Source organism: Serratia sp. SSNIH1 (genome assembly GCF_002935055.1).
Classification (GTDB): domain Bacteria; phylum Pseudomonadota; class Gammaproteobacteria; order Enterobacterales; family Enterobacteriaceae; genus Serratia; species Serratia nevei.
In genome coordinates, this window is record NZ_CP026383.1 from 1112641 (window position 1) to 1138118 (window position 25478).

23 protein-coding genes and 1 other annotated feature are annotated in these 25478 nt (G+C 60.6%); of the genes, 14 read left to right on the top strand and 9 right to left on the bottom strand.

Annotated elements, in window-relative coordinates; genetic code table 11:
• Positions 1 to 98: 98 nt before the first annotated feature.
• Positions 99 to 830 carry a purine-nucleoside phosphorylase gene (deoD, locus tag C3F38_RS05330; RefSeq protein WP_004933059.1) on the top strand — a complete coding sequence of 244 codons (732 nt, stop codon included), beginning with the start codon at positions 99 to 101 and terminating at the stop codon, positions 828 to 830.
• A 141-nt stretch (positions 831 to 971) separates the two neighbouring features.
• Positions 972 to 2309, top strand: a complete 1338-nt coding sequence (gene yjjJ / locus C3F38_RS05335; protein ID WP_055317171.1) for a type II toxin-antitoxin system HipA family toxin YjjJ — start codon at positions 972 to 974, stop codon at positions 2307 to 2309.
• A gap of 1 nt (position 2310) precedes the next feature.
• On the opposite strand, the gene C3F38_RS05340 is transcribed toward yjjJ, so the two are convergent.
• Positions 2311 to 2994, bottom strand: coding sequence for a YtjB family periplasmic protein (locus C3F38_RS05340; RefSeq protein ID WP_038878506.1), 684 nt, complete (start codon positions 2992 to 2994; stop codon positions 2311 to 2313).
• 110 nt (positions 2995 to 3104) lie between these two features.
• On the opposite strand from C3F38_RS05340, the gene serB reads away from it, so the two are divergent.
• The 4 genes from serB to C3F38_RS05360 all read left to right on the top strand — a co-directional run bounded on the left by serB (position 3105) and on the right by C3F38_RS05360 (position 8384).
• Entirely contained in the window at positions 3105 to 4082 is a 978-nt protein-coding gene (serB, locus tag C3F38_RS05345; RefSeq protein ID WP_016929162.1) for a phosphoserine phosphatase, read from the top strand.
• Positions 4083 to 4101: 19 nt separating this feature from the next.
• Complete coding sequence (gene radA, locus C3F38_RS05350) at positions 4102 to 5487, top strand: DNA repair protein RadA (RefSeq protein WP_025159617.1); 1386 nt, start codon at positions 4102 to 4104, stop codon at positions 5485 to 5487.
• Between the two features lie 58 nt (positions 5488 to 5545).
• Positions 5546 to 6817, top strand: a complete 1272-nt coding sequence (nadR, locus tag C3F38_RS05355) for a multifunctional transcriptional regulator/nicotinamide-nucleotide adenylyltransferase/ribosylnicotinamide kinase NadR (protein ID WP_038878512.1) — start codon at positions 5546 to 5548, stop codon at positions 6815 to 6817.
• Between the two features lie 133 nt (positions 6818 to 6950).
• Positions 6951 to 8384 (top strand): glycosyltransferase family 39 protein, encoded by a 1434-nt coding sequence (locus C3F38_RS05360; RefSeq protein WP_055317170.1) that lies wholly within the window; start codon positions 6951 to 6953, stop codon positions 8382 to 8384.
• Positions 8385 to 8415: 31 nt separating this feature from the next.
• Here the strand turns inward: C3F38_RS05360 and C3F38_RS05365 are convergent, their stop codons facing one another.
• On the bottom strand, positions 8416 to 9417 hold the full coding sequence (locus C3F38_RS05365; protein ID WP_038878518.1) for a zinc-binding alcohol dehydrogenase family protein: 1002 nt from the start codon (positions 9415 to 9417) through the stop codon (positions 8416 to 8418).
• Between the two features lie 97 nt (positions 9418 to 9514).
• Between C3F38_RS05365 and C3F38_RS05370 the strand changes: the two genes are divergently transcribed.
• Entirely contained in the window at positions 9515 to 10426 is a 912-nt protein-coding gene (locus tag C3F38_RS05370; protein ID WP_055317169.1) for a LysR family transcriptional regulator, read from the top strand.
• A gap of 30 nt (positions 10427 to 10456) precedes the next feature.
• Here C3F38_RS05370 and ettA read toward each other — a convergent pair whose 3' ends face one another.
• The 4 genes from ettA to C3F38_RS05390 form a co-directional block, all read right to left on the bottom strand.
• Positions 10457 to 12124, bottom strand: a complete 1668-nt coding sequence (gene ettA / locus C3F38_RS05375; protein ID WP_025159620.1) for an energy-dependent translational throttle protein EttA — start codon at positions 12122 to 12124, stop codon at positions 10457 to 10459.
• A 142-nt stretch (positions 12125 to 12266) separates the two neighbouring features.
• On the bottom strand, positions 12267 to 12764 hold the full coding sequence (locus tag C3F38_RS05380; RefSeq protein ID WP_033649136.1) for an OmpA family protein: 498 nt from the start codon (positions 12762 to 12764) through the stop codon (positions 12267 to 12269).
• A 38-nt stretch (positions 12765 to 12802) separates the two neighbouring features.
• A complete protein-coding gene (locus C3F38_RS05385) occupies positions 12803 to 14050 on the bottom strand; it encodes a diguanylate cyclase domain-containing protein (protein WP_038878524.1) in 1248 nt (415 codons plus the stop codon).
• Complete coding sequence (locus tag C3F38_RS05390) at positions 14047 to 14652, bottom strand: YfiR family protein (RefSeq protein ID WP_047730795.1); 606 nt, start codon at positions 14650 to 14652, stop codon at positions 14047 to 14049. The genes C3F38_RS05385 and C3F38_RS05390 overlap by 4 nt, the downstream gene beginning before the upstream one ends.
• Before the next feature lie 639 nt (positions 14653 to 15291).
• Between C3F38_RS05390 and sltY the strand changes: the two genes are divergently transcribed.
• Both sltY and trpR read left to right on the top strand, forming a co-directional pair.
• Positions 15292 to 17220 (top strand): murein transglycosylase, encoded by a 1929-nt coding sequence (sltY, locus tag C3F38_RS05395; protein ID WP_047729027.1) that lies wholly within the window; start codon positions 15292 to 15294, stop codon positions 17218 to 17220.
• Between the two features lie 54 nt (positions 17221 to 17274).
• Entirely contained in the window at positions 17275 to 17604 is a 330-nt protein-coding gene (gene trpR, locus C3F38_RS05400; RefSeq protein WP_016929152.1) for a trp operon repressor, read from the top strand.
• An 11-nt stretch (positions 17605 to 17615) separates the two neighbouring features.
• Here trpR and yjjX read toward each other — a convergent pair whose 3' ends face one another.
• Positions 17616 to 18134, bottom strand: coding sequence for an inosine/xanthosine triphosphatase (yjjX, locus tag C3F38_RS05405; protein WP_038878532.1), 519 nt, complete (start codon positions 18132 to 18134; stop codon positions 17616 to 17618).
• A gap of 101 nt (positions 18135 to 18235) precedes the next feature.
• Here yjjX and gpmB point away from each other — a divergent pair, with 101 nt between their 5' ends.
• Positions 18236 to 18883, top strand: coding sequence for a 2,3-diphosphoglycerate-dependent phosphoglycerate mutase GpmB (gene gpmB / locus C3F38_RS05410; protein ID WP_038878534.1), 648 nt, complete (start codon positions 18236 to 18238; stop codon positions 18881 to 18883).
• On the opposite strand, the gene robA is transcribed toward gpmB, so the two are convergent.
• Positions 18880 to 19749 (bottom strand): MDR efflux pump AcrAB transcriptional activator RobA, encoded by an 870-nt coding sequence (gene robA / locus C3F38_RS05415; RefSeq protein ID WP_103767449.1) that lies wholly within the window; start codon positions 19747 to 19749, stop codon positions 18880 to 18882. The two genes, gpmB and robA, sit on opposite strands and share 4 nt — an antisense overlap.
• A 342-nt stretch (positions 19750 to 20091) precedes the next feature.
• Between robA and creA the strand changes: the two genes are divergently transcribed.
• Positions 20092 to 20571, top strand: coding sequence for a protein CreA (creA, locus tag C3F38_RS05420; RefSeq protein WP_038878540.1), 480 nt, complete (start codon positions 20092 to 20094; stop codon positions 20569 to 20571).
• A 51-nt stretch (positions 20572 to 20622) separates the two neighbouring features.
• Here creA and arcA read toward each other — a convergent pair whose 3' ends face one another.
• On the bottom strand, positions 20623 to 21339 hold the full coding sequence (gene arcA / locus C3F38_RS05425) for a two-component system response regulator ArcA (protein WP_004933003.1): 717 nt from the start codon (positions 21337 to 21339) through the stop codon (positions 20623 to 20625).
• 630 nt (positions 21340 to 21969) lie between these two features.
• Here arcA and C3F38_RS05430 point away from each other — a divergent pair.
• The 3 genes from C3F38_RS05430 to thrA all read left to right on the top strand — a co-directional run bounded on the left by C3F38_RS05430 (position 21970) and on the right by thrA (position 25477).
• A complete protein-coding gene (locus C3F38_RS05430) occupies positions 21970 to 22656 on the top strand; it encodes a tRNA/rRNA methyltransferase (protein WP_038878543.1) in 687 nt (228 codons plus the stop codon).
• 212 nt (positions 22657 to 22868) lie between these two features.
• Positions 22869 to 22937, top strand: coding sequence for a thr operon leader peptide (thrL, locus tag C3F38_RS05435; RefSeq protein WP_071998276.1), 69 nt, complete (start codon positions 22869 to 22871; stop codon positions 22935 to 22937).
• Positions 22876 to 22993, top strand: a sequence feature (Thr leader region). Its footprint overlaps the gene before it by 62 nt.
• Positions 22994 to 23017: 24 nt before the next feature.
• Positions 23018 to 25477 carry a bifunctional aspartate kinase/homoserine dehydrogenase I gene (gene thrA / locus C3F38_RS05440; protein WP_055317167.1) on the top strand — a complete coding sequence of 820 codons (2460 nt, stop codon included), beginning with the start codon at positions 23018 to 23020 and terminating at the stop codon, positions 25475 to 25477.
• Position 25478 lies beyond the last annotated feature (1 nt).

Consider the following 25478-nt stretch of genomic DNA (forward strand, 5'->3'; position numbering starts at 1 on the left):
CCTGGGGATTCACCCGCTAGCTGCCTAGCTGCAACTCGAAATTCAAGGCTTAGATGTTTGACGTTTTTATTAAATAAGATTTCTAAAGGAAGAAAATTATGGCTACGCCGCACATTAATGCTGAGATGGGTGATTTCGCTGACGTAGTACTGATGCCGGGCGATCCGCTGCGTGCAAAATACATCGCCGAAACCTTCCTGGAAGGCGCGGTGGAAGTGAACAACGTGCGCGGCATGTTGGGCTTCACCGGCACCTACAAAGGCCGCCGCATCTCCGTAATGGGCCACGGCATGGGCATCCCGTCCTGCTCCATCTATGCGCGCGAGCTGATCGCCGAATTCGGCGTGAAGAAGATCATTCGCGTGGGCTCCTGCGGCGCGGTGCGTGACGATATCAAACTGCGTGACGTGGTGATCGGCATGGGCGCGTGCACCGACTCCAAGGTGAACCGTCTGCGCTTCAAGGACAACGACTACGCGGCGATCGCCGACTTCGACATGGTGCGCAACGCGGTCGACGCGGCGGCGGCGCAGGGCATCCCGGCGCGCGTGGGCAACATCTTCTCCGCCGATCTGTTCTACACGCCGGATCCGGACATGTTCCAGGTGATGAAGAAGTACGGCATCCTGGGCGTGGAAATGGAAGCGGCCGGCATCTACGGCGTAGCGGCGGAGCTGTACGAAGAGTTCGGCTGCAAGGCGCTGACCATCTGCACCGTGTCCGACCACATCCTGCGTCACGAAGCGACCACGGCGGCGGAACGCCAGACCACCTTTAACGAAATGATCGTTATCGCGCTGGAATCCGTGCTGCTGGGCGACAAAGCGTAATAAATACCCCGGCGGGCGTCATCATGGCGCCCGCCCGTCAATCTATTCATTCCGCTTGGCCAGTTTTGGCTAACGCTTTACCTTTCTGCCGTTTAACGCTATTACTTCCTCTATCAATCTATTCACCAATCTATTCATCTGATGATCACCGTTGAACAAGTTTTGCGCCATGGGCCGGCTACGGCTCGTCAACTGACAGAAGCGTTAGGCATCAGCCAGCCGACGCTATCGCGCCGTATCCGCGAACTGGCAGGCGCAGTATTGATCCTCGGTAAAGGTAAGGCGACGCGCTATGTATTGCGGCGCGGGATCGGCGGTGAGAGGCAGTTTCCGCTGTATCGGATTGATGAGCGGGGCAAGGCGCACCTGTTTGCCACACTTTGCCCGCTGTATCCTGCCGATAACTGTGCGGTGTGCGATGAGCGCAGCGGAGAGTGGCAGCTCTATGACGGCATGCCATGGTATTTAAACGACCTACGGCCGATTGGCTTTCTCGGGCGAGCCTGGGGAAAAGCAGCGGCGCGCGAGTTGAATTTGCCGGAGGATGTGCGGCGATGGGATGAAGGCCAACGCTTGTTGGCGCTCTGCCGTTATGGCGAAGACATGACCGGCGATCTGCTGCCTGGTGCTGACAGCTATCAGCGCTGGTTAATGCGGGGTACTGCCGTCGCCATCACGGTGGAAGATAAAACCGAGCGTTACGCCGCATTGTCTGTCCAGGCGCTGGCCGGGGAGCTGGTGGGCTCTTCCGCCGGTGGCGAGCAACCCAAATTTGCCGCCTATGCTGAGCTGGCGCCTGGGCGCCGCGCGCATGTGTTGGTGAAGTTCAGCCTGGCGCCGACGCATGTCATTGCACAGCGCTGGAGCGATTTGCTGATCGCCGAGTCGCTGGCGTTGCAGACGGTCGCCGCTGCGGGATTGCCTGCCGCATCGGCGCAAATCCTGTTCGGCGCCGACCGGCAATGCTTTTTAGAGGTAGAGCGCTTTGATCGCATCGGTGAAGAAGGGCGGGTAGCGATGGTGTCGCTGGAGGCGCTGGATGCCGAGTTTAGCGGCCACGCCAACTGGGTCGTGGCCGCCGAGCGGCTATTGCAGCAAGGGGTGATCAATCACTCAGTCTACCAACGGATTGCCCTGTATTGGGCCTTTGGCCGGTTGATCGCCAACAGCGATATGCACCAAGGCAACCTGTCGTTCTTGCGAATAACCCAGCGGCCGGTCATGTTGGCGCCTTTGTATGATATGTTGCCGATGGCTTTTGCGCCGGCAAGCAGCGGTAATCTGCGCCGCGACGCGGTGGAGATCCGTTTGAGCAACGAGGTGAGCGGCGCCGTCTGGCGGCAAGCGGAGCTATTGGCTCTCGAGTTCTGGCGGCGAACGGCGCAACATGACGACATCAGCGAGGCGTTCCGGACGATTGCCGAGCAAATGTTGGTGCAACTGCAGAAGCTGCACGAGCGCATTCAGCGCCTGGCCTGAGTTACCCCTTCTTCGGCGCTTCCTGTTTTGTCTCCGGCGCATCCTCTTCGTCGTCTTCCACCGTATTGCCTTCTGCCAACGGCGTGTTGGCGGTCAACAGGTACGGCGACTGCTGCCAGCGGCTGCGGCGGTGTTGCAGCAGGGTGCGCGCCAGAATGATGCCGATCGCCAGCGCCAGCAGGATCATCAGGCGCAGCAGATTGGTGGTGTTGTCCACCTGCTTGGATTCGGTCGCCAGCACGTGGGTGTCGAGGGTGATGCGGATAAAGCCGATCGGGCCGTCTTTGCCCTGAATGGATTCGACCAACTGGTGGTTGAAGTAGCTGCCGGCGCGTTTGCCGTCGAGCGACAGGCGATCGCGTATACTTATCTGTTCCCCGGCGTGGGAGACCAGCGTGCCGTCCAGCTGATACACGCTGACGTCGAGAATGCGGCTGTGATCGGTGAGCTGCTTGAGGATGGCGTCGATGCGCGGGGTGTTGCCGTCGTCGTCCAGCAGCGGCGCCAGGCTGTAGGCGACCTGTTTGGTCAGCGTCTGCGCCAGTTCTTCAACCTGCTCGGATCGCGCCATTTGGTGACTCAGGCTAAAATAAGAGGCGCCCTGCATCAGCAGCACCAGCAAAGCTAGGCAAATCAGGATAATAGCGGTGCGGTGCAGGCGAAATTTCAGTTTAGCGCGAGCCATGCAGGTTCCTTGGGCATCGGGGACACTTTATGTTGCCAGAACCGCTGGCGATAGGATAGCTTGATGCGTCGTTTTATCATGCAGCGTTTTTGTCCATTCAGGAGTCAATGATGTCAAACAGTCTGACCTATTGCGATCTTCCGGCGGAGATCTCTCAATGGCCGGGTCTTCCCCTTTCGCTCAGCGGCGACGAAGTGATGCCGCTGGACTACCGGGCAGGCAATACCGGGTGGCTGTTATACGGCAGGAAGCTGGACAAGGCGCGCATTACGCAATTCCAACGCAAGCTCGGCGCGGCGATGGTGATCGTCACCGCCTGGGGCGTGGACGACTATCAGGTGGTGCGGTTGGCGGGCACGTTAACGCCGCGCGCCAAGCTGCTGGCGGCGGAGAGCGGGCTGGACGTGGCGCCGCTCGGCAAGATCCCACACCTGCGCACGCCGGGGCTGCTGGTGATGGACATGGATTCGACGGCGATCGAGATCGAGTGCATCGACGAGATCGCCAAGCTGGCGGGCGTCGGCGAGCAGGTGGCGGAAGTCACCGAGCGCGCGATGCGCGGCGAGCTGGACTTTACCGCCAGCCTGCGCCAGCGCGTCGGCACGCTGAAAGGGGCCGACGCCAACATCCTCAAGCAGGTGCGCGACGAGCTGCCGCTGATGCCGGGGCTGACCAGCCTGGTGGGCAAGCTGCAGGCGATGGGCTGGCATGTGGCGATCGCCTCCGGCGGCTTCACCTACTATGCCGAATACCTGCGCAACCGGCTGCGGCTGGTGGCGGCAGCGGCCAATGAGCTGGAGATCCGCGACGGCAAGCTGACCGGCGAAGTGCTGGGGCCGGTGGTGGACGCACAGTTCAAAGCCGACACGCTGCTGCGGCTGGCGGAGAAGCTTGAGATCCCGCTGGCGCAGACCGTGGCCATCGGCGACGGCGCCAACGATTTGAAAATGATGCAGGCGGCGGGGTTGGGTATCGCCTACCACGCCAAACCGAAAGTGTATGAAAAAGCGCAGGTGGCGATCCGGCATGCGGATCTGATGGGCGTGCTGTGTATTCTCACCGGCAGCCTGAAACACGAAGTGCGATAACGAAAGATTGAGGTAAGACGTGGCAAAAGCGGCAAAACGGGCATTTGTGTGCAATGAGTGCGGGGCGGACTATCCGCGTTGGCAGGGGCAGTGCAGCGCCTGTCATGCCTGGAACACCATCACGGAAGTGCGTTTGGCCGCGTCGCCCGCAGCGGCGCGCAACGATCGCCTCAGCGGTTATGCCGGCGACGCCGGCGTCAGCAAGGTACAGAAGCTGTCGGAAATCAGCCTTGAGGCGCTGCCGCGCTTTACCACTGGCTTTCTCGAGTTCGACCGCGTGCTGGGCGGCGGCGTGGTGCCCGGCAGCGCCATTCTGATCGGCGGTAATCCCGGCGCCGGCAAGAGCACCCTGTTGCTGCAGGTGCTGTGCAAACTGTCCGAACAGATGAAAACCCTGTACGTCACCGGCGAGGAGTCGCTGCAGCAGGTGGCGATGCGCGCTCACCGTCTGGGGCTGCCGACCGGCGGCCTGAACATGCTGTCGGAAACCAGCATCGAGCAGATCTGCCTGATCGCCGAGCAGGAACAGCCGAAGCTGATGGTGATCGACTCGATCCAGGTGATGCACATGGCGGACATTCAGTCTTCGCCGGGCAGCGTGGCGCAGGTGCGGGAAACCGCCGCCTATCTGACGCGCTTCGCCAAGACGCGCGGCGTGGCGATCGTCATGGTCGGCCACGTCACCAAAGACGGCTCGCTGGCCGGGCCGAAAGTGCTGGAACACTGTATCGACTGTTCGGTGCTGCTGGATGGCGACGCCGATTCCCGCTTCCGCACTCTGCGCAGCCACAAGAACCGCTTCGGCGCGGTCAACGAGCTGGGCGTGTTTGCCATGACCGAACAGGGGCTGCGCGAAGTCAGCAACCCTTCGGCGATCTTCCTCAGCCGCGGCGATGAAGTCACCTCCGGCAGCTCGGTGATGGTGGTGTGGGAAGGCACCCGGCCGCTGCTGGTGGAGATCCAGGCGCTGGTGGATCACTCGATGATGTCCAACCCGCGCCGCGTGGCGGTGGGCCTGGAGCAGAACCGGTTGGCGATCCTGCTGGCGGTGCTGCACCGGCACGGCGGGCTGCAGATGTCGGATCAGGACGTGTTCGTCAACGTGGTCGGCGGGGTGAAAGTCAGCGAGACCAGCGCCGATCTGGCGCTGCTGATGTCGCTGGTTTCGAGCCTGCGCGATCGGCCGCTGCCGAACGATCTGGTGGTGTTCGGCGAAGTGGGGTTGGCGGGGGAGATTCGCCCGGTGCCGAGCGGCCAGGAGCGCATCTCCGAAGCGGCCAAGCACGGCTTCAAGCGCGCCATCGTGCCGCACGGCAACATGCCGAAGAAGCCGCCGGCCAACATGCAGGTGTTCGGGGTCAAGAAGCTGGCGGACGCGCTGGACGTGCTGGAAGAGTTTTATTAATGTCGCCGACGGCGAGAAAGATATGCTATTTTGTTTAGCATACTAAACGGAGGTGGCCATGCCGCAATTTGATTACCTGAAGACGTCCATTAAGCAAAAGGGCTGTACTTTGCAGCAGGTGGCGGATGCCAGCGGCATGACCAAAGGCTATCTCAGCCAGCTGTTGAACGACAAGATCAAAAGCCCGAGCGCGCAAAAGCTCGAGGCGTTGCACCGTTTTCTCGGGCTGGAGTTCCCGCGTAAAGAGGTTAAAGTCGGCGTGGTGTTTGGTAAATTTTACCCGCTGCACACCGGCCACATCTACCTGATCCAGCGCGCCTGCAGCCAGGTGGACGAGCTGCACGTTATCTTGTGCCATGACGAGCCGCGCGATCGCGAGCTGTTCGAGAACAGTTCGATGTCGCAACAGCCGACGGTCAGCGATCGCCTGCGCTGGCTGCTGCAAACCTTCAAGTACCAGAAAAACATCCATATCCACTCGTTCGACGAGCAGGGCATCGAACCCTATCCGCACGGCTGGAACGTGTGGAGCGACGGCATGAAGGCCTTTATGGAACAGAAGGGCATCGTGCCGAGCTTCATCTATTCCAGCGAAGCGCAGGATGCGCCGCGCTACCGCGAGCATCTGGGCATCGAAACCATTTTGGTCGACCCCGAGCGTTCGTTCATGAACATCAGCGGCAATCAGATCCGCCAGGATCCGTTCCGCTATTGGGACTACATCCCGACCGAGGTGAAGCCGTTCTTCGTGCGCACCGTAGCGATCCTCGGCGGCGAATCGAGCGGCAAGTCGACGTTGGTCAACAAGTTGGCCAACATCTTTAACACCACCAGCGCCTGGGAATATGGCCGCGATTACGTGTTTTCGCACCTGGGCGGCGACGAGATGGCGCTGCAGTATTCCGACTACGACAAAATTGCCCTCGGGCAGGCGCAATACGTGGATTTCGCGGTCAAGTACGCCAACAAGGTGGCGTTTATCGATACCGATTTCGTGACTACGCAGGCGTTTTGCAAAAAGTACGAAGGGCGTGAGCACCCCTTCGTGCAGGCGCTGATCGACGAATACCGTTTCGATCTGGTGATCCTGCTGGAAAACAACACGCCGTGGGTAGCGGACGGTCTGCGCAGCCTCGGCAGCACTGCCGATCGCCTGGCGTTCCAGCGCCTGCTGGAGGAGATGCTGCGCGCTAACAACATCGAGTACGTGCACGTTGAGTCCAGCGATTATGAAGAGCGTTTCCTGCGCTGCGTCGAGCTGGTGCAACAGCTGCTGGCGGCGGACGCCGGCCGGTTGAGCACGCCCGCCCATCGTCACGCGGCAGGCTGAGTAAAATTAGCGTAATGTGCGATCGAGGCGGCAGAAACGCCACTCAGGCGCACATTTAACGGCTTGTTTAAACATGGTTCATTCGACAGCGACTAAGTTAAGATTTTCTTTACAATAACGCTTAGAAGAAGACATGTCTTATCGCTTACTCGCTCTCTGGTTGGTCTGCTATGCCGCAGCCTGGACGCTGCTGACTGTTTATCTCGATCCTACCCTGCCTTACGACGCCGTCGAGGCGCTCAACTGGGGCCTCAATGGCGAGTGGGGTTCACCGAAAAATCCGTGGCTGGTCGGTGCGGCGATGCATCCGGCGATCTGGCTGTCGTGGCTGCCGCTGAACGTTTACTGGTATGGCGGGCACTTCATCGCCATCGCCATCGGCATGTTGGGCGTCTGGCTGTTGGCGCGGCGCCTGAGCGGCAGCACCTCGCTGGCCTGGATGGCGCTGCTGACGCTCAACCTGTCCGGCATCATCAATTTCGACATTATTCCCTACAACGACAACTACCTGTTGGTGATGCTGTGGCCGTGGATGGCGCTGTTCTTCCACCTGGCGATCTCGCGTTCGGCCAACTGGTGGCCGGCCTTCGCGTTGGTGGCCGGTCTGGCGATGATGGCGAAATACTCGACCTTCGCCTTCATCTATTTTGTGGCGCTGTCGACGCTGTTCGTACCGCAGGTCCGTCGCTGCTATCGGCAGCCGCAGTTCTATCTGGCAGTGGCGATCTGGCTGGCGTTGGTGTTGCCGAACGTGTTCTGGCTGTGGAGCCACGACTTTGCCGCCTTCAAATGGGTGGATTCGCAGATCAAGATGCAGCTCAACCTCGACATGCTGCAGTCGCTGCTGCTGGTGTTCTATCCGTCGCTGGTGCTGTGGGCGATCCTGCGGCGCAGCGGGGCGGTGCTGGCCTGGCCATCGGCGTTGCCGATGCGGGTGCTGCTGTGGATCTATCTGTTGCCGCTCGGCATTATCACTTTCTGGTTCTCCTTCAACGTCGGCGGCCGGTTGACCGAGTGGCTGCAGCCGTTCTTCATGCTGGCGCCCGCGCTGCTGGTCGGCTGCGTCCGTCAGCCGCCGGTGCGTTCACTGCGCGCGGCGACCCTCGGGCTGATGTGTGCAGCGCTGGTGGTCTATCTGGGGTATGCCGCGGTGATGCTGGGCAACGTGCGCAACGCCGGCCAGAAAATGGTGGGTATCAAGGCGTTCAGCGCCGGGGTGGAGCGGCAGTGGCAGGAGCGGTATGGCGTCGATCTACGCTACGTCGGCGGCGAATACCTGTCGCAGTGGATGACGGTGTACGCCGGTTCCCGGCCGCAGACCATTACGCGCTGGTCCAATCATACGCGCCCGAATATCTACAACGTCAACATCAGCTATCCGCAGATTGCGCAGCACGGCGTCGCCCTGTTTGGCCGGTTGGGTGAAGACTGCGCGCACAGCGACTTCGGCGGTGAGTTGGCCCACTGGCCGAAGATGCGCCTCGATTGGCAGCAGACGCTGACGTTCCGCGCCGATCCGCATGCCGACGAGCAGACGCTGTGCGTCGGCTTCGTCCGCCCGCAGTAACGGCGGCGCAGGGCGCCGCCGCGATTCAGGCTTAGTAAGCGATAACCAGCTTGCCTTGCATATGGCCGCCGAGCAGCTGTCGATGCGCGGCGGTCAGCGTGTCTACCGTCAACCCGTGCAGGGTTTCGCTCAGCGTGGTGCTCAGCTTGCCCTCGTCCAGCAACTGCGCCATCTGCTGCAGGATGCGCCCCTGTTGCGCGATGTCCGGGGTGGTAAACATGCTGCGGGTGAACATGAATTCCCAATGCAGCGCGGCGCTTTTCAGCTTCAGCGCGTTTTGATCCAACGGCTGCGCATTCTCGACGATGGTGCAGATATGGCCCAGCGGCGCGACCAGCTCGGCCATCGCCGGCCAGTGGCCGTCGGTATCGTTCAGGCACAGGATGTAATCCACCTGCTCGATGCCGTGCTGCGCCAGGTTGCCTTTCAGATCGCGATAGTCCACCACCAGATCGGCGCCGCGTTCACGGCACCAGGCGGCGGATTCCGGCCTTGAGGCGGTGGCGATCACTTTCACCTTGCTGCGCAATGCGGCCAGCGGAATGGCCAGCGAGCCGACTCCGCCGGCGCCGCCGATGATCAACAGCGTCTTGTGCTCCGGCGCATCCTGAATGTTTAGATGTTCGAACAGCGCCTCCCAGGCGGTGAGGGCGGTGAGCGGCAGGGCGGCGGACTCGGCCCAGTTCAGGCTGCGCGGCTTGTGCGCGGCGATGCGTGAGTCGATCAGCTGGTGGCTGCTGTTGCTGCCGGGGCGGGTGATGTCGCCGGCGTACCATACTTCATCGCCGGGCTTGAAGCCGCTGACGCCGCTGCCTACGCCCACCACGATGCCGCTGGCGTCCCAGCCGAGAATGCGCGGCTGCTGCAGGCCGCTTTTCTGCAGACCGGCGTGCACTTTGGTGTCCACCGGGTTGACCGATACGGCTTTCACCTCCACCAGCAGATCGTACTGGCCGGGAACCGGCATCTCCGGTGAAATCTCGATGAAACCGGCGGGGTTCTGCGGGTCTACGGCAATGGCTTTTATCGACATGATTGTACTCCTTTCAAATGATGCCCCCAGTGTAGACCCGCGGCAGTGGGGTGATAAGATGGACAATATCTAACTGAGTGTTCGTTTGAGGTGAACAATGGAATTCAAACAGCTGCAGGACATGGCGCTGTTCGCGCTGGTGGCGGAGTGCGGCAGCTTCACCGCCGCCGCACAGCGCGTGGGATTGCCGAAATCCAGCGTCAGCCAGCGCATCAGCCAGCTCGAACAGACGCTGGGGCTGCGCTTGCTCAACCGCACCACGCGCCAGCTGAACCTGACCTTCGCCGGTGAGCGTTATCTGGAACATTGTCAGGCGATGATGTCCGCCGCCGAACGCGCCGATCTGGCGCTGCAGCGGCTGCGCGATAACCCGAGCGGCCGCCTGCGCATCTCGACGCCCGCCGGGCTGGGGGCGACCCTGGTGGCGCGGCTGGCGGCGGATTTTCAGCGCCAGTACCCGGACGTTTCGCTGGAGGTGTCGGTGTCCGATGCCATGGTGGATCTGGTACAGGAAGGCTTCGACGCCGCGTTGCGCACCGGCAAGCCGCAGGATTCTTCGCTGATCGGTCGCCGTCTCGGGTATGCGCCGCGCTATCTGTTGGCGGCGCCGTCCTATCTGGCGCAGCATCCGCCGATCGAACACCCGCAGCAGCTGCAACAGCATCGCTGCATCGCCCACCGCGCCTGGACGGCCTGGAACCTGCGCTGCGGCGACGACTACTACCGTTGGCAGCTGCCGCTGGCGCACACCACCGACAACCTGCTGTATGCGCGTGAATGCGCTATCGCCGGTGCGGGGATCACGCTGTTGCCGTCGTTTCTCAGCCGCGAGGTGGTGGCGCAGAAGCTGTTGGTGGAAGTCTTGCCGGCGTGGCGCGCGGAGGGCAATGAGCTGTATCTGGTCTACCCGAGCCGCAAGCTGAATTCCCCGGCGTTGGCCTGCTTTATCGATGTGGTGCTGCAGCACCCGGCGTTTGACGACTACGCGCGCGAGCTGGCGCGGGAATAAAAAAAGGCGCCGCATGCGGCGCCTGGGGTATTACTTGGCGATCTTCTTGTACTTGATGCGGTGCGGCTCGAGCGCGTCGGCGCCCAGCGTACGCTTCTTGTACTCTTCGTACTCGGTGAAGTTGCCTTCGAAGAATTCCACCTTGCCCTCGTCCTGGTAGTCCAGGATGTGGGTGGCGATACGGTCGAGGAACCAACGGTCGTGCGAGATCACCATGGCGCAGCCAGGGAATTCCAGCAGGGCGTTTTCCAGCGCGCGCAGGGTTTCGATATCCAGGTCGTTGGTCGGTTCATCGAGCAGCAGCACGTTGCCGCCAACCTGCAGCAGCTTGGCCAGGTGCAGACGGCCACGCTCACCGCCGGACAGCTCGCCCACGCGTTTGCCCTGATCGACGCCCTTGAAGTTGAAGCGGCCGACATAGGCGCGGCTCGGCATCTCGGTGTTGCCGATGCGCATGATGTCCTGCCCGCCGGAGACTTCTTCCCACACGGTTTTCGAGCCGTCCATGCTGTCGCGGAACTGATCGACGGACGCCAGCTTGACGGTATCGCCCAGCACGATGCTGCCGGAGTCGGGCTGTTCCTGACCGGACATCATGCGGAACAGCGTGGATTTACCCGCGCCGTTCGGGCCGATGATGCCGACGATTGCCCCTTTCGGCACCGAGAACGACAGGTCGTCGATCAGCAGGCGGTCGCCGTAGGACTTGCGCAGGTTGCTGACTTCGACCACTTTATCGCCCAGGCGTGCGCCAGGTGGAATGAACAGTTCGTTGGTTTCGTTGCGTTTCTGGTATTCGGTGTTGTTCAGCTCTTCGAAGCGGGCCAAACGGGCCTTGCCTTTGGACTGACGGCCTTTGGCACCCTGACGCACCCACTCCAGCTCTTTCTCGATCGACTTGCGACGAGCGGCTTCGGCGGACGCTTCCTGCGCCAGACGCGCGTCTTTCTGCTCCAGCCAAGAAGAGTAGTTGCCTTCCCATGGAATGCCCTCGCCGCGGTCCAGTTCGAGGATCCAGCCGGCCACGTTATCCAGGAAGTAACGGTCGTGGGTGATCGCCACCACGGTGCCTTCGAAGTCGTGCAGGAAGCGTTCCAGCCAGGCCACGGACTCGGCGTCCAGGTGGTTGGTCGGTTCGTCCAGCAGCAGCATGTCCGGCTTTTCGAGCAGCAGGCGGCACAGCGCTACGCGGCGGCGCTCACCCCCGGACAGGTGGGCGATTTTGGCGTCCCAGTCCGGCAGGCGCAGCGCGTCGGCGGCGCGTTCCAGTTGGGCGTTGAGGTTGTGACCGTCGTGCGCCTGAATGATCTCTTCCAGGCGGCCCTGTTCGGCGGCCAGCTTGTCGAAGTCTGCGCCTTCTTCCGCGTACAGCGCGTACACTTCGTCCAGGCGTTTCAGCGCGCCGACCACTTCCGCCAGCGCTTCTTCCACCGACTCACGCACGGTGTGTTCGAGGTTAAGCTGCGGCTCCTGCGGCAGGTAACCGATCTTGATGCCCGGCTGCGGGCGCGCTTCCCCTTCGATGTCGGTATCGATGCCGGCCATGATGCGCAGCAGGGTGGACTTACCGGCGCCGTTCAGGCCCAGTACGCCGATTTTGGCCCCAGGGAAGAAGCTCAGGGAGATGTTTTTCAAAATATGACGCTTCGGCGGTACGACCTTGCCGACGCGGTGCATGGTATAGACGTATTGAGCCACGTTGCTCTAAGCCTCTCTATATCAGTATTTATAGGATGTCTGGCGGCATGAGTGTAGCCCGTTTCGATCTCGGATCCCAGACATCGCTCAGCGATCGCTAAGTATAACCGTTTATGCGCCGATAAAGGCGCATATTGGTGGCTTATGGCGTGACGACGATCGCGACGCGGCGGTTTTCCGCGCGGCCGCTGGAGGTGCGGTTGTCGGCAACGGGATCGCGCTTGCCCATGCCGCGGGTTTCGATATTGGCGCGTGGAATGCCGACGCTGGCCAGCAGATCGGCCACCGCATCGGCGCGGCGCAGGGAGAGCTGGTCGTTATAGCTGTCTTCGCCGTAGTTGTCGGTATGGCCGTCTAGGCGGAACTTGGTGATGCCGACGCTCAGCAGCGCACGGCCCATCTTCTGCACCGTTTCGGTGCTTTCCGGGTTCAGCTTGCCGATGTTGTTGCCGAACAGCACCTTATCCGACAGGCCGAACTCCCAGCCGTTGTCAGTCAGCTTGAAGCCCTGCGATTGCAGCAGCGCGATCTGCTCGGGCGTCAGGCCCTGCGGCTTGCTCTGGCAGCCGGCGAGCGCCAGCAGGGCGACGAACACCATCGTCAGCAGTGAAAAACGACCTTTAAACAGTTGCTGTATCATAGTCAAAATCCCTAGTTCAAGTGTTATAGCCGGGGCTCTTATTTATGTATAGCCAGCCGCCAGCCTCCGTTATAACGATGCTTTGCCTGATACATCGCATCGTCAGCTTCGTGCAAAAGCCCCTGAGGCGTCGAGGCGTGATCAGGGTACAGCGCAATACCGATACTCAGAGAGGTAATGACCGCCTCGTCGTTCGGCAAAATGACCGGTTGCGTCATGCAGTCGATGATGTTGTCAGCGATCTGCAGGACATCTTCCGTGCCGTGTACCGGCGCCAGCAGCACGGCGAATTCATCCCCGCCCAGACGCGCGACCAGATCGGTCTCGCGCAGTTGCGCGCGAATGCGTCCGGCAATGGTGGTCAGCACCGCATCGCCTGCGGCGTGACCGTAACTGTCGTTCACTTCCTTGAAGCGATCGCCGTCGATAAACAGCACCGCCAATTTTGCCGGCGGCTCAATATCGCCCAGGGCGCGGCTCAGCCGCCCTTCGAAGAAGGCGCGATTCGGCAAGCCGGTCAGGCTGTCGTGCGTCGCCCGGTGGGCCAGCGAGTCGTTCTCCTGCTTCAGGTGGGCCTGCCAGGCCTCCAGTTCGTCGAGCAAGCCGTTGAAATCGTTGCTGAGCTCATGCAGCTCGGCGATCGGCGCCGACGGCACCCGCAGGCCGAAGGTGCGATCGCGGCGCACCGCGTGCGCCACGTTGGCGATGTCGTCCAGCGAACTGACGATGCCGACCAGCATGCGGCGCGACAACACCAGGGCGCACAAGGTACTGAGCACCAGGCAGGCGATCATGCCGACCATGCCGCGCAACAGGAAACGCAGCAGGCTGCCGCCGTTGCCGCTCAGCCAGACCTGGCCGACCTGCTTACCCTCGTGGGTGATGGGCAGGATGACCGGTTCGGGCAGCGCCCAGTGCGCGACGATCTGCTCCAGGCCGTGCAGCGGCCCATCGGTGGGATGGCGCCAGTTGGCCAGCATCTTGCCGTTGTTGTCGAGGATCCGCGCGTCCGATACTTCTTCGTTGGAGGCGATCAGCATCAGCGCCTCGCGTGCGGCGGTGCGGTCTTCAAACACCACGGCGGCCTCGACGGTATAACTGATGGAGCGCGCGATCAGGTGCAGGTTGTGGTTGGCATAGGCGCGCAGTGCAAACAGCGCCACCAGCGTCAAAAAGATGCCGGCGGTGCCGACGGCGATCAGCGCCAGCCCAAGATGTACCCGCTGCAGCACTCGGCCCAGCGTCGGGCGCGCATTGCCGGAGCGGTTTTTACGCAACAGCCTCATAGCGGCGGCGCCTGTTTGCGTGCCAGCTGCAGCACGTTGGGATGGACGCGCACGCCGCTGCGCGCCAGGGCGTCCAGGTTGACCTTGAAGCTGGCCTGATCCCCATCGATCTGCAGGCAAAATGCGCTGCCGGCGGAACATTCGCTATCGTTCTCGCTGATGCTGAGAATGGAGTTGCCGGAAATGCGCTGCATGAAATTTTGTCTCTGCGCGGCGGTGATGTTCCCTAAGTAGATAACATCGCAGCCGGTACTCAGCGTTGGGCTGTCGAACGGCACGCGCTCGGCTTTAATCGGACGCGGGGCGCTGAGCAGGATCGGATCGAACAACCCTTCGGCATACTGGGTGGGTGCGGTCACGCACAACCGGATCGGATTGGGTTCACGCGACCAGCGGGCGTAGCTGATGATGCCGACCACCACGGTCGTCACGGCGTGCGTGCGCTTTTGATAGGGAGCATCGGCGGCGCGCGCAGGCCCGGGCAACGTCAGCAGCACCAACAAAACGATCAGCAACAGGCGACCGATATTCAGGCGTGCGGCATGGAAGCCCGGCACGGGGCTTTTTGCGCAACGCATCGCTATCGCGGTCTTACTTGCCATTTTCACCCGCCATTCCGGCCTGATCCACCGCCCGCAGGCCGTGGCCTGACAAGGAAAAATCCGGCCCGCTTGAAGGGACAATCGTTTTGCTGAAAGCTGTCAGTCGCACTGCCTAATGAACACTATCTAACCCATAATTGGCGCGGATTGTATTATAAGATGTCTTCGTTGGGCGCTTTATGTGCTGTTTTCTCGGAATTATCCTACTTATTTTTGATAGTATAAAAATGCCTACCCGGGTTTGCCACCGCTTTTCTGCAAAGTTGGCGCGTTTGGCCAGCTGTCAGGCGATTTGCGCAACGGCTGCGTCATTTCGAAAATGCAATAATGTGATAGCTAATAATTAAAAAGTATTTTACTTCTCTAATAAGCACCGGGGCGGCTAATAAAAATCCGGTGGCTGGAAATATCCCGCCGGCCTGATTTGTCAGCCAAAGTAAACGTTTTTTACCTGACTCCCGTCATGGCGATACACTTCTTCTTCTACAGTATTGAATGGATAAGCGATTGCGCTGTCTATGGTAGATATCTGCGTCCGGGCCGTGCGCCCGGCTTTATTTTGTCCCGCGGCGCCGTGGCGCGGCGGTCACCGGGGAGCTGGGCGGCTCCTGCGGTATAACCAGTGAGGAAAGAGCGAGGATGGTCAAGGTGGACAAGCGACGGCTGTTGGCGATGGGGCTGTGCCTGACGGCGTTTTCCGGCGCGGCGCTGGCGGATTCTCTGGATGCGCAACGTCAGCGCTACCAGCAGATCAAACAGGCGTGGGACGGCAATCAGATGGACGTGGTGGCGCAGCTGATGCCGACGCTGCGCGATTACCCGCTTTATCCTTACCTGGAATACCGCGAGCTGACGCAGGATCTGAGTCAGGCGGGGTTCTCCGAGGTGAACGACTTTATCAAACGCAACCCGACGCTGCCGCCGGCGAAATCACTGGCGCCGCGCTTCGTCAATGAGCTGGCGCGTCGCGAAGACTGGCGCACCCTGTTGGCCTTCAGCCCGCAAGCGCCCAAACCGGTGGCGGCGCGCTGCAACTATTACTACGCCAAGTGGGCCACCGGCGATCAGCAGGCGGCCTGGAGCGGCGCAGACGAACTGTGGCTGAACGGCAAAACGCTGCCGAGCGCCTGCGATCGGCTGTTCAGCGTCTGGCGCGGCGCGGGCAAGCAGACGCCGCTCGATATTCTGGCGCGCATGAAGCTGGCGCTGAAAGAGGGCAACAGTTCACTGGTCAGCAACCTCTACAGCCAACTGCCGGCCGACTACCAGACCATGGGCAACGCCCTGGTGCGCTTGCAAAACGATCCGACCACCGTGGAAGCCTTCGCCCGCAGCGTGGGGCCGACCGACTTTACCCGCGCCGCCACCGGCATCGCCTTTGAGCGCCTGGCGCGGCAGGATGTGGAAAACGCGCGGGCGATGATCCCGACGCTTGCGCGGCTGCAGAAAATGAGCGACGACGAGCGGCTGGGGCTGGAAGAGGCGGTGGCCTGGCGCCTGATGGGCAGCGATGCCACCTTTGAACAGGCGCAGTGGCGCGATCAGGTGATCCTGCGCAGCCGTTCGCCTTCGCTGCTGGAGCGCCGGGTACGCATGGCGCTGGGCAACGGCGATCGGCAGGGCGTGGCGACCTGGCTGGCGCGCCTGCCGGAAGCGTCGCGCAACAAGGATGAGTGGCGCTACTGGCGCGCCAGTCAACTGATGGACGAAGGGAAACGCGCCGAAGGCGAGGAGATATTGCGTAACCTGATGACCGAACGCGGCTTCTATCCGATGGTGGCGGCGCAGAAGCTGAACGCCACTTATCCGGTGATGGTGGCGGTGGCGGCCAAGCCGCGCGCGTCGCTGACTGACGGGCCGGAAGTCGCCCGGGTGCGCGAGCTGATGTACTGGAATATGGACAACCTGGCCCGCAGCGAGTGGGGCTCCTACGTCGCCAGCCGCAGCCGGCCGGAACAAGAGGCGCTGGCGCGTTACGCCTTTGAACAAAAATGGGCCGATCTGAGCGTGCAGGCGACCATCGTCGGCAAGCTGTGGGATCACCTGGAGGAACGCTTCCCGGTCGCCTGGCCGCAGGAGTTCCGCCGCGCCACCGATGACAAGGGGATCACCACCAGCTATGCGATGGCGATAGCGCGTCAGGAGAGCGCCTGGAATCCGAAGGCACAGTCGCCGGTTGGCGCTTCCGGCCTGATGCAGGTGATGCCGCGCACCGCGCAGCATACGGTGCAGATGTTCAACATTCCCGGCTACGTCGGCCCGAGCCAGCTGTTCGATCCGCAGACCAACATCACCATCGGCACCAGCTATCTGGAGTCGGTCTATCAGCAGTTCGGCCGCAACCGCATCCTGTCGACCGCCGCCTATAACGCCGGGCCGTCGCGGGTGAACACCTGGCTGGGCAACAGCGCAGGGCGGATCGATCCGGTGGCGTTCATCGAAAGCATTCCGTTCTCGGAAACCCGCGGCTACGTCAAGAACGTGCTGGCCTATGACGCGTTTTACCGCTATCTGACGCACCGGCCGGCCAAGGTGCTGACCGACGCCGAGTGGCAGAGACGTTATTGATTTTGACGGCCCTATGGTATGCTGCTGTACTAGTTAAATAGTATGGTGGCTGCCATGACGCAATTATCGTTAAACGACCCCGCTCTTTCAGAACAAGGCAATGAGGATTGGCTGCGCTTCGTCGCGCTGCTGCAGAATTCGTTTGCGCAAGAACTGCATCAACCGCTGCTGCAGCTGATGCTGACGCCGGACGAGCGCACCGCGCTGGGCACTCGGGTGCGGATCATTCAGGAACTGATGCGCGGCGAGATGAGCCAGCGTGAGCTGAAAAATGAACTGGGCGCGGGGATTGCCACCATCACCCGCGGATCGAACAGCCTGAAAGCGGCTTCACCGGCGCTGAAACAGTGGCTTGAGCAGCAGTTGCTGCACGACGCGCCCTAACAGGCTCGGGGTTATTGCTGATAGATGGCGTTGTGGAACGGCACCAGCGCCAGCAGCAGCGCCTGATGATAGACGCTGGTGCGGCTCAGCCGGCCGTCGGTGAAGACGCCGATGGCGCCGCCCTGACGCTTCACCTCGGCGTTGCCGGTGATTGCCGCCATTTCGCTGCCCAATTCGCGACCGTCGCGAATACCTTGTAAGATGACTTCCGGCAGCATCAGGCTCGCCGAGCGGGATTCGCCGCGGATGTGCGGGTTCTCGATGGTCATCCAGGCGAAGGTCATATTCTCTTCAATCCCGGCTTCTACGCCGACCCAAAAATCGGCCTCGGGCCTGACCTGGCGCGCTTCCATGACGCGTTGGCGCGAGCCGGTGCGCGTTTCGTGATTGCCTATCGGCTGCAGCGAGACGCCGCTGGCGACGTCGACGGCTTCAATGCGATAGTGGCCCGCGCCGAAGACGTCGTCGAAGGCCAGTTGAATAGCCTTGATCTTTGCCGGGTTGGTAGTTGCAGCGACAACATGGTACATAACGGGTTTGATATCCTTCTGGCCGATACGCCGGGCAGCGGCAAAAGCGCCGCCGGGCCGGGGATAAACGCAAATTTCACGCAGTATAACGGAAAACAAAAATGTTACAGGTATACCTCGTTCGCCATGGCGAAACGGAATGGAACGCGGCTCGCCGCATCCAGGGTCAGTCCGACAGCCCGTTAACCGCCATGGGTGAACACCAGGCCCGTCTGGTCGCCAGGCGCGTCAGCAAAGAAGGCATTACGCATATCATTACCAGCGATCTGGGGCGCACGCGCCGCACCGCGCAGATCATCGCCGAAGCCTGTGGCTGCGAAGTGATTTGCGATCCGCGTTTGCGTGAGCTGCACATGGGGGTTCTGGAAGAACGCCTGATCGACAGTTTGACGCCGCAGGAAGAGCAGTGGCGCAAACAGATGGTCGATGGTACTCCTGACGGCCGTATCCCTCAAGGCGAATCCATGGAGGAGCTGGGCGAGCGCATGCGCGCCGCGCTGGAGAGCTGCCTGATGCTGCCGGAAGGCAGCAAGCCGCTGCTCGTCAGCCATGGCATCGCGTTGGGGTGTTTGATCAGTACGGTGCTCGGGCTGCCGGCCTATGCGGAACGTCGCCTGCGCTTGCGCAACTGCTCACTGTCGCGCGTCGATCACCAGCAGAGCCCGTGGCTGGCTTCCGGCTGGATCGTGGAAACGGCGGGCGATGTCACGCATCTGGACATGCCCGCGTTGGACGAACTGCAGCGTTAACGTCGAATCGGGATCAGGTAATCGCACTTGATCTCGATAGGCGCCTGATGCGGACGGCGCTCGCCTTTCGGATAGAAGCGCTCGATGTCGTGCCCCTTGCGGCGCGTCAGCTGGAGCGCCGGCAGGCAGGTGCCGTACACCGTCAGGATGAAGTCTTGCAGCCCCTCGGTGGGCCCTTCGTAGCTGAACATCGCAAATTCCCCGCCCGGCAACACCAGCGGCTGGCCTTCCTGTACTTTGTCAGGCACCTGATCCGGCTCCAGCGCCGTGGTGTACAGCACTTCCTGTTCGTCGTCCTTCTCCTGGCTCGGGCGCGAGTGGTGCAGCCCGTACAGCACCGGCGGTAGGGTATCGACGTCACCGAGGAACTGGCGCCAGAACTGCGGGCGCAGTTCGGTGCGCACGGTGGTGATCTGTTCAAGCGTACAGGAGTAGCTTTGGGTCAGGCCAACCAGATGCTTATCCGGCAACGAAACGAATTCCTGCTGCGGCAAGGTGAAGGCCCCCAGACGGATCGGCGGACAGATGCCGAACGCGTTCCAGTCTTCGGCGCGGCGGTACAGCGCCGGCGTTTGCGCAAACTGTTTTTTGAAGGCGCGGGTGAAGGTCTGCTGCGAGTCGAAACGGTATTGCAGGGCGATATCCAAAATCGGCCGGCCGGTCAGACGCAGCGCGACGGCGGCTTTGGACAGCCTCCTTGCCCGGATGTAAGCACCGATGGCGTTACCGGTAATATCTTTGAACATCCGTTGCAGATGCCATTTGGAGTAGCCAGCCTTGGCCGCCACGTTATCCAGCGACAAGGGTTGGTCCAAATGGCTTTCCAGCCAGCTAAGCAGATCACGAATGATACCGGCTTGATCCATAGATCTTCCTCGTAAAGCTTGGGGGTAGGAACCCGAACTGTTGATTCGTCACGCTGGTGCTGCGCTATCAGACCGATCCATGAGCCATTATGCGTTGCACTCTTTGCCTCTGCTGCGCATGCTGCGCCAGAGTTGGATTGGGGTACACCGTAGTGGGCGCAAAGAAATAACGCCGCCGCATCATAGCAATTTTTTTACTCCGCGACTCTCAAAGATTTTCGTCACGCTCTGTGCTAAAACGGACGGTGCGGATCCGTAAAAAACCGATTCCGTGAGCTTAGACATAAATAATGGCGATCGCCGAACCTATTTTTGCGGCAAGGTTATATCGGAGTTAAGTAAATGAAAAAAGGCTGGATATTTTTATTCGGTTTGGTTTGCGCAACCGTTGGCAGCGCGCAGGCGGAGCAGGTAGGTTCCGTTGATACGGTGTTTAAATTGTTGGGGCCAGACCACAAAATCGTGGTGGAAGCGTTCGACGATCCGGATGTTAAAAATGTAACTTGTTATATCAGCCGCGCCAAAACCGGCGGCATCAAAGGCGGCCTGGGGCTGGCGGAAGACACCGCCGACGCGGCCATTTCCTGCCAGCAGGTGGGGCCTATCGAGCTGAGCGACAAGATCAAAAACGGCAAGGCGGAAGGCGATGTGGTGTTCCAGAAACGCACCTCGCTGGTGTTCAAGAAGCTGCAGGTGGTGCGCTTTTACGACGCCAAGCGCAATTCGCTGATTTACCTGAGCTACTCCGACAAGGTGATCGACGGCTCGCCGAAGAACGCGCTGAGCGCGGTGCCGATCATGCCGTGGGCCGAGACGAAATAAAAAAACGGGGTTCAGCATGCTGAACCCCGTTTTCATGACGGCAGGCCGGAATTACTCTTCCAGATCGCCGCAGAAGCGGTAGCCTTCGCCGTGAATGGTGGCGATGATTTCCGGCGTGTCCGGCGTCGATTCGAAGTGTTTGCGAATCCGACGGATAGTGACGTCCACGGTACGGTCATGCGGCTTCAGCTCGCGGCCGGTCATTTTCTTCAGCAGTTCGCCACGGGACTGGATCTTGCCCGGGTTTTCGCAGAAGTGCAGCATGGCGCGGAATTCGCTGCGCGGCAGCTTGTACTGTTCGCCGGCCGGGCTGATCAGCGAGCGGCTGTTGATGTCCAGCTCCCAACCGTTGAACTTGTAGCTCTCGACCAGGCGGCGCTCTTCGCCCAGGCTGCCCAGGTTCATGGTGCGCGACAGCAGGTTGCGTGCGCGGATGGTCAGCTCACGCGGGTTGAACGGCTTGGTGATGTAATCGTCGGCGCCGATTTCCAGGCCGAGGATTTTATCCACTTCGTTATCGCGACCGGTCAGGAACATCAAGGCGACGCTGGCCTGTTCGCGCAGTTCGCGCGCCAACAGCAGGCCGTTTTTGCCTGGCAGGTTGATGTCCATGATGACCAGATTGATATCATTTTCAGACAGGATATTGTGCATCTCTGCACCATCATTGGCTTCATGAACAATGTAGCCTTCCGCCTCGAAAATGCTCTTCAGGGTGTTACGAGTGACTAACTCGTCTTCGACAATCAGAATGTGCGGGGTCTGCATATTTGCTACCTAAAATTGCCAACAAAATAGAAAATCGGAAGTACAGAAGTCTCTGTTTTCTTAGAGGAGGGCAGAGATAGCGCCACGTTCCCTCTCAGCAAATGACTAAAGTACGTAAACTCGTTCTTGATGCACTTTCCATCTCATGTCAACAAGATCGCTAGCCTGGTGGGGATGCTGTTCCCTACAACCCCTTGGGGTGCCAAATCGGCGCATATCCTAACCCCATTAACAGCAATATAACAGCGCGTGCCGAATTCATCACCCAACAAAACTACGCTTTGTTGACATATATCAAATTCAATTGTAGCACGTTAACAGATTTGTGAAAAACACTTACAGAAATGCCAGTTTAAGTCACAGAACCTCAAATTCTGTGAACGATTCAGCATTATCCGGCCCGATAGGATACAATTATTCGCTTATTGATCATCGTCTTGTTTTAACTCATTGATAAATAAATGCAGTAAAACATAAGCACGAATAATGACTATTACGACGGGTTTATTAGCTCAATGAGCCGTTTAATCTTGTTTGTTGCTATTAACGCGTTTATTGTTACGCAATTGTAAATATAAGCGGGCGCTGCGCCACCGTCAAAAACGCAGGCCCGCCTTCGGTGGAAGAGTGATGCAGCTTCATATTGTTTTAGTGGCTCCGGCGCGGCCGGAAAACGTTGGCGCGGCGGCGCGCGCGATGAAAACCATGGGCTTCACGTCGTTGCGCATCGTTGACAGCGAGGCGCACCTGCAGCCGGCGGCGCGCTGGGTGGCACACGGGGCCGGCGAGATCCTCGACGGCGTGCAAACGTTCGCCACGCTGGAACAGGCGCTGGCGGACGTGGATTTCACCGTCGCCACTACCGCCCGCAGCCGCGCGCGTTTTCACTACTACTGCACGCCGCCTGAGCTGCTGGCACAGTTGAGCGAGCGTAAGCAGTGGGTCGGCCAGGCCGCGCTGGTGTTCGGCCGTGAAGATTCCGGCCTGACCAACGAAGAGCTGGCGCTGGCGGATTTGCTGACCGGCGTGCCGATGCAGGCGGACTATCCGTCGCTTAATCTGGGGCAAGCGGTGATGGTGTACTGCTACCAGCTGGCGAGCTTGATGGGCGTCAGCACGCCGAAGGAAACGGCGGCGTCGGAAGGGCAGCTCAAGGCGCTGCGCCGCCGTGCCGATGCCCTGTTGAACGCATTGGAGGTCGGCGACGACCAAAAATTGCGCGACTGGCTGCACCAGCGGCTCGGCGCGCTGCAACAGCGAGATACGGCGATGTTGCATACGTTGCTGCACGACATCGAAAAAAAACTCGCCAAGTGATAGCGGCTTCGTCAAGCGGTTACCCAGAGTGATCCACTATTAAACCGGCTTTAAGTTGTTTTTTTGTTCTGTCATTTTGCTTTTTACTTCCGGTATCGCGCAATGTCGCCGCTGAACGGAAAATAAGCAAAAAAAAGAAATCGTTTGACTTGGGATAGCGATTGCTTTAACCAATAGAGGGGACAGAGTATTTCATGAGACAGACAGACAACATGCGCAATATCAGCCTGAATACCACAATTATTACCACCACCGATACCACAGGTAACGGGGCGGGCTGACGCGCACAGGAAACACAGAAAAAAGCCCGCACCTAATCAGTGCGGGCTTTTTTTTCGGCTTAAATTCGGAGAGATCACACATGCGAGTGCTGAAATTTGGCGGAACCTCGGTGGCGAATGCAGAACGTTTTCTGCGCGTCGCCGACATCATGGAGAGTAACGCGCGTCAGGGACAGGTAGCCACGGTCTTGTCCGCCCCCGCAAAGATCACCAACCATCTGGTGGCGATGATCGACAAAACGGTGGCAGGCCAGGACATTCTGCCGAATATCAGCGACGCCGAGCGGATCTTTGCCGATCTGCTGAGCGGCCTGGCGCAGGCGCTGCCGGGCTTTGAATACGATCGCCTGAAGGGCGTGGTCGATCAGGAGTTCGCGCAGCTCAAGCAGGTGCTGCACGGTGTTTCGCTGCTGGGGCAGTGCCCGGACAGCGTGAACGCGGCTATTATCTGCCGCGGCGAAAAGCTCTCCATCGCCATCATGGAAGGGGTATTCCGCGCCAAGGGCTACCCGGTCACGGTGATCAACCCGGTGGAGAAACTGCTGGCGCAGGGCCACTACCTGGAGTCCACCGTGGACATCGCCGAGTCCACGCTGCGCATCGCCGCGGCGGCGATCCCGGCCGACCATATCGTGCTGATGGCCGGTTTCACCGCCGGTAACGACAAGGGCGAGCTGGTGGTGCTGGGCCGTAACGGCTCCGACTATTCCGCTGCCGTGCTGGCCGCCTGCCTGCGCGCAGACTGTTGCGAGATCTGGACCGACGTCGACGGCGTGTATACCTGCGATCCGCGCACCGTGCCGGACGCCAGGCTGCTGAAATCGATGTCGTACCAGGAGGCGATGGAGCTCTCCTACTTCGGCGCCAAAGTGCTGCACCCTCGCACCATCACGCCGATTGCCCAGTTCCAAATCCCTTGCCTGATTAAAAACACCTCCAACCCGCAGGCCCCCGGCACGCTGATCGGCAAAGACAGCACCGATGACGCGATGCCGGTGAAAGGCATCACCAACCTGAACAACATGGCGATGATCAACGTCTCCGGCCCGGGCATGAAAGGCATGGTCGGCATGGCCGCGCGGGTGTTCGCCGTGATGTCGCGCGCCGGCATTTCGGTGGTGCTGATCACCCAATCCTCTTCCGAATACAGCATCAGCTTCTGCGTGCCGCAGGGCGAACTGCAGCGCGCCCGCCGCGCGCTGGAGGAGGAGTTCTATCTGGAGTTGAAAGACGGCGTGCTGGATCCGCTGGACGTCATGGAACGCCTGGCGATCATCTCGGTGGTCGGCGACGGCATGCGCACCTTGCGTGGTATCTCCGCGCGCTTCTTCTCCGCGCTGGCGCGCGCCAACATCAATATCGTCGCCATCGCCCAGGGCTCTTCCGAGCGTTCAATTTCGGTGGTGGTCAGCAATGATTCCGCCACCACCGGCGTGCGCGTCAGCCACCAGATGCTGTTCAACACCGATCAGGTGATCGAAGTGTTCGTCATCGGCGTCGGCGGCGTCGGCGGGGCGCTGATTGAGCAGATCTACCGCCAGCAGCCGTGGCTGAAGCAAAAACATATCGACCTGCGGGTGTGCGGCATCGCCAACTCGCGCGTGATGCTGACCAACGTGCACGGTATCGCGCTGGACAGCTGGCGCGACGAACTGGCCGGCGCGCAGGAGCCGTTCAATCTCGGCCGCCTGATCCGGCTGGTGAAGGAGTATCACCTGTTGAACCCGGTGATCGTCGACTGTACCTCCAGCCAGGCGGTGGCCGATCAGTATGTGGACTTCCTGGCGGACGGTTTCCACGTGGTGACGCCGAACAAAAAGGCCAACACCTCGTCGATGAACTATTATCAGCAACTACGTGCGGCCGCCGCCGGTTCGCACCGCAAGTTCCTCTATGACACCAACGTCGGCGCCGGTTTACCGGTGATTGAGAACCTGCAAAACCTGCTGAACGCCGGCGATGAGCTGGTGCGCTTCTCCGGCATCCTGTCCGGTTCGCTGTCCTTTATCTTCGGCAAGCTGGACGACGGGCTGTCGCTGTCGGCGGCGACCCTGCAGGCCCGGGCCAACGGCTACACCGAGCCTGATCCGCGTGACGATCTGTCCGGTATGGACGTGGCGCGCAAGCTGCTGATCCTGGCGCGCGAGGCCGGTTACAAGCTGGAGCTGAGCGATATCGAGGTCGAGCCGGTGCTGCCGCCGTCCTTCGACGCATCGGGCGACGTGGATCAGTTCCTGGCGCGGCTGCCGGAGCTGGATAAAGAGTTCGCGCGCAACGTGGCCAACGCCGCCGAGCAAGGCAAGGTGCTGCGCTATGTCGGCCTGATCGACGAAGGGCGCTGCAAGGTGCGCATCGAGGCAGTGGACGGCAACGATCCGTTGTATAAAGTGAAGAACGGCGAGAACGCGCTGGCCTTCTACAGCCGCTACTATCAGCCGCTGCCGCTGGTGCTGCGCGGCTACGGCGCCGGTAACGATGTGACCGCTGCGGGCGTGTTCGCCGATCTGCTGCGCACACTGTCATGGAAGTTGGGAGTTTAAT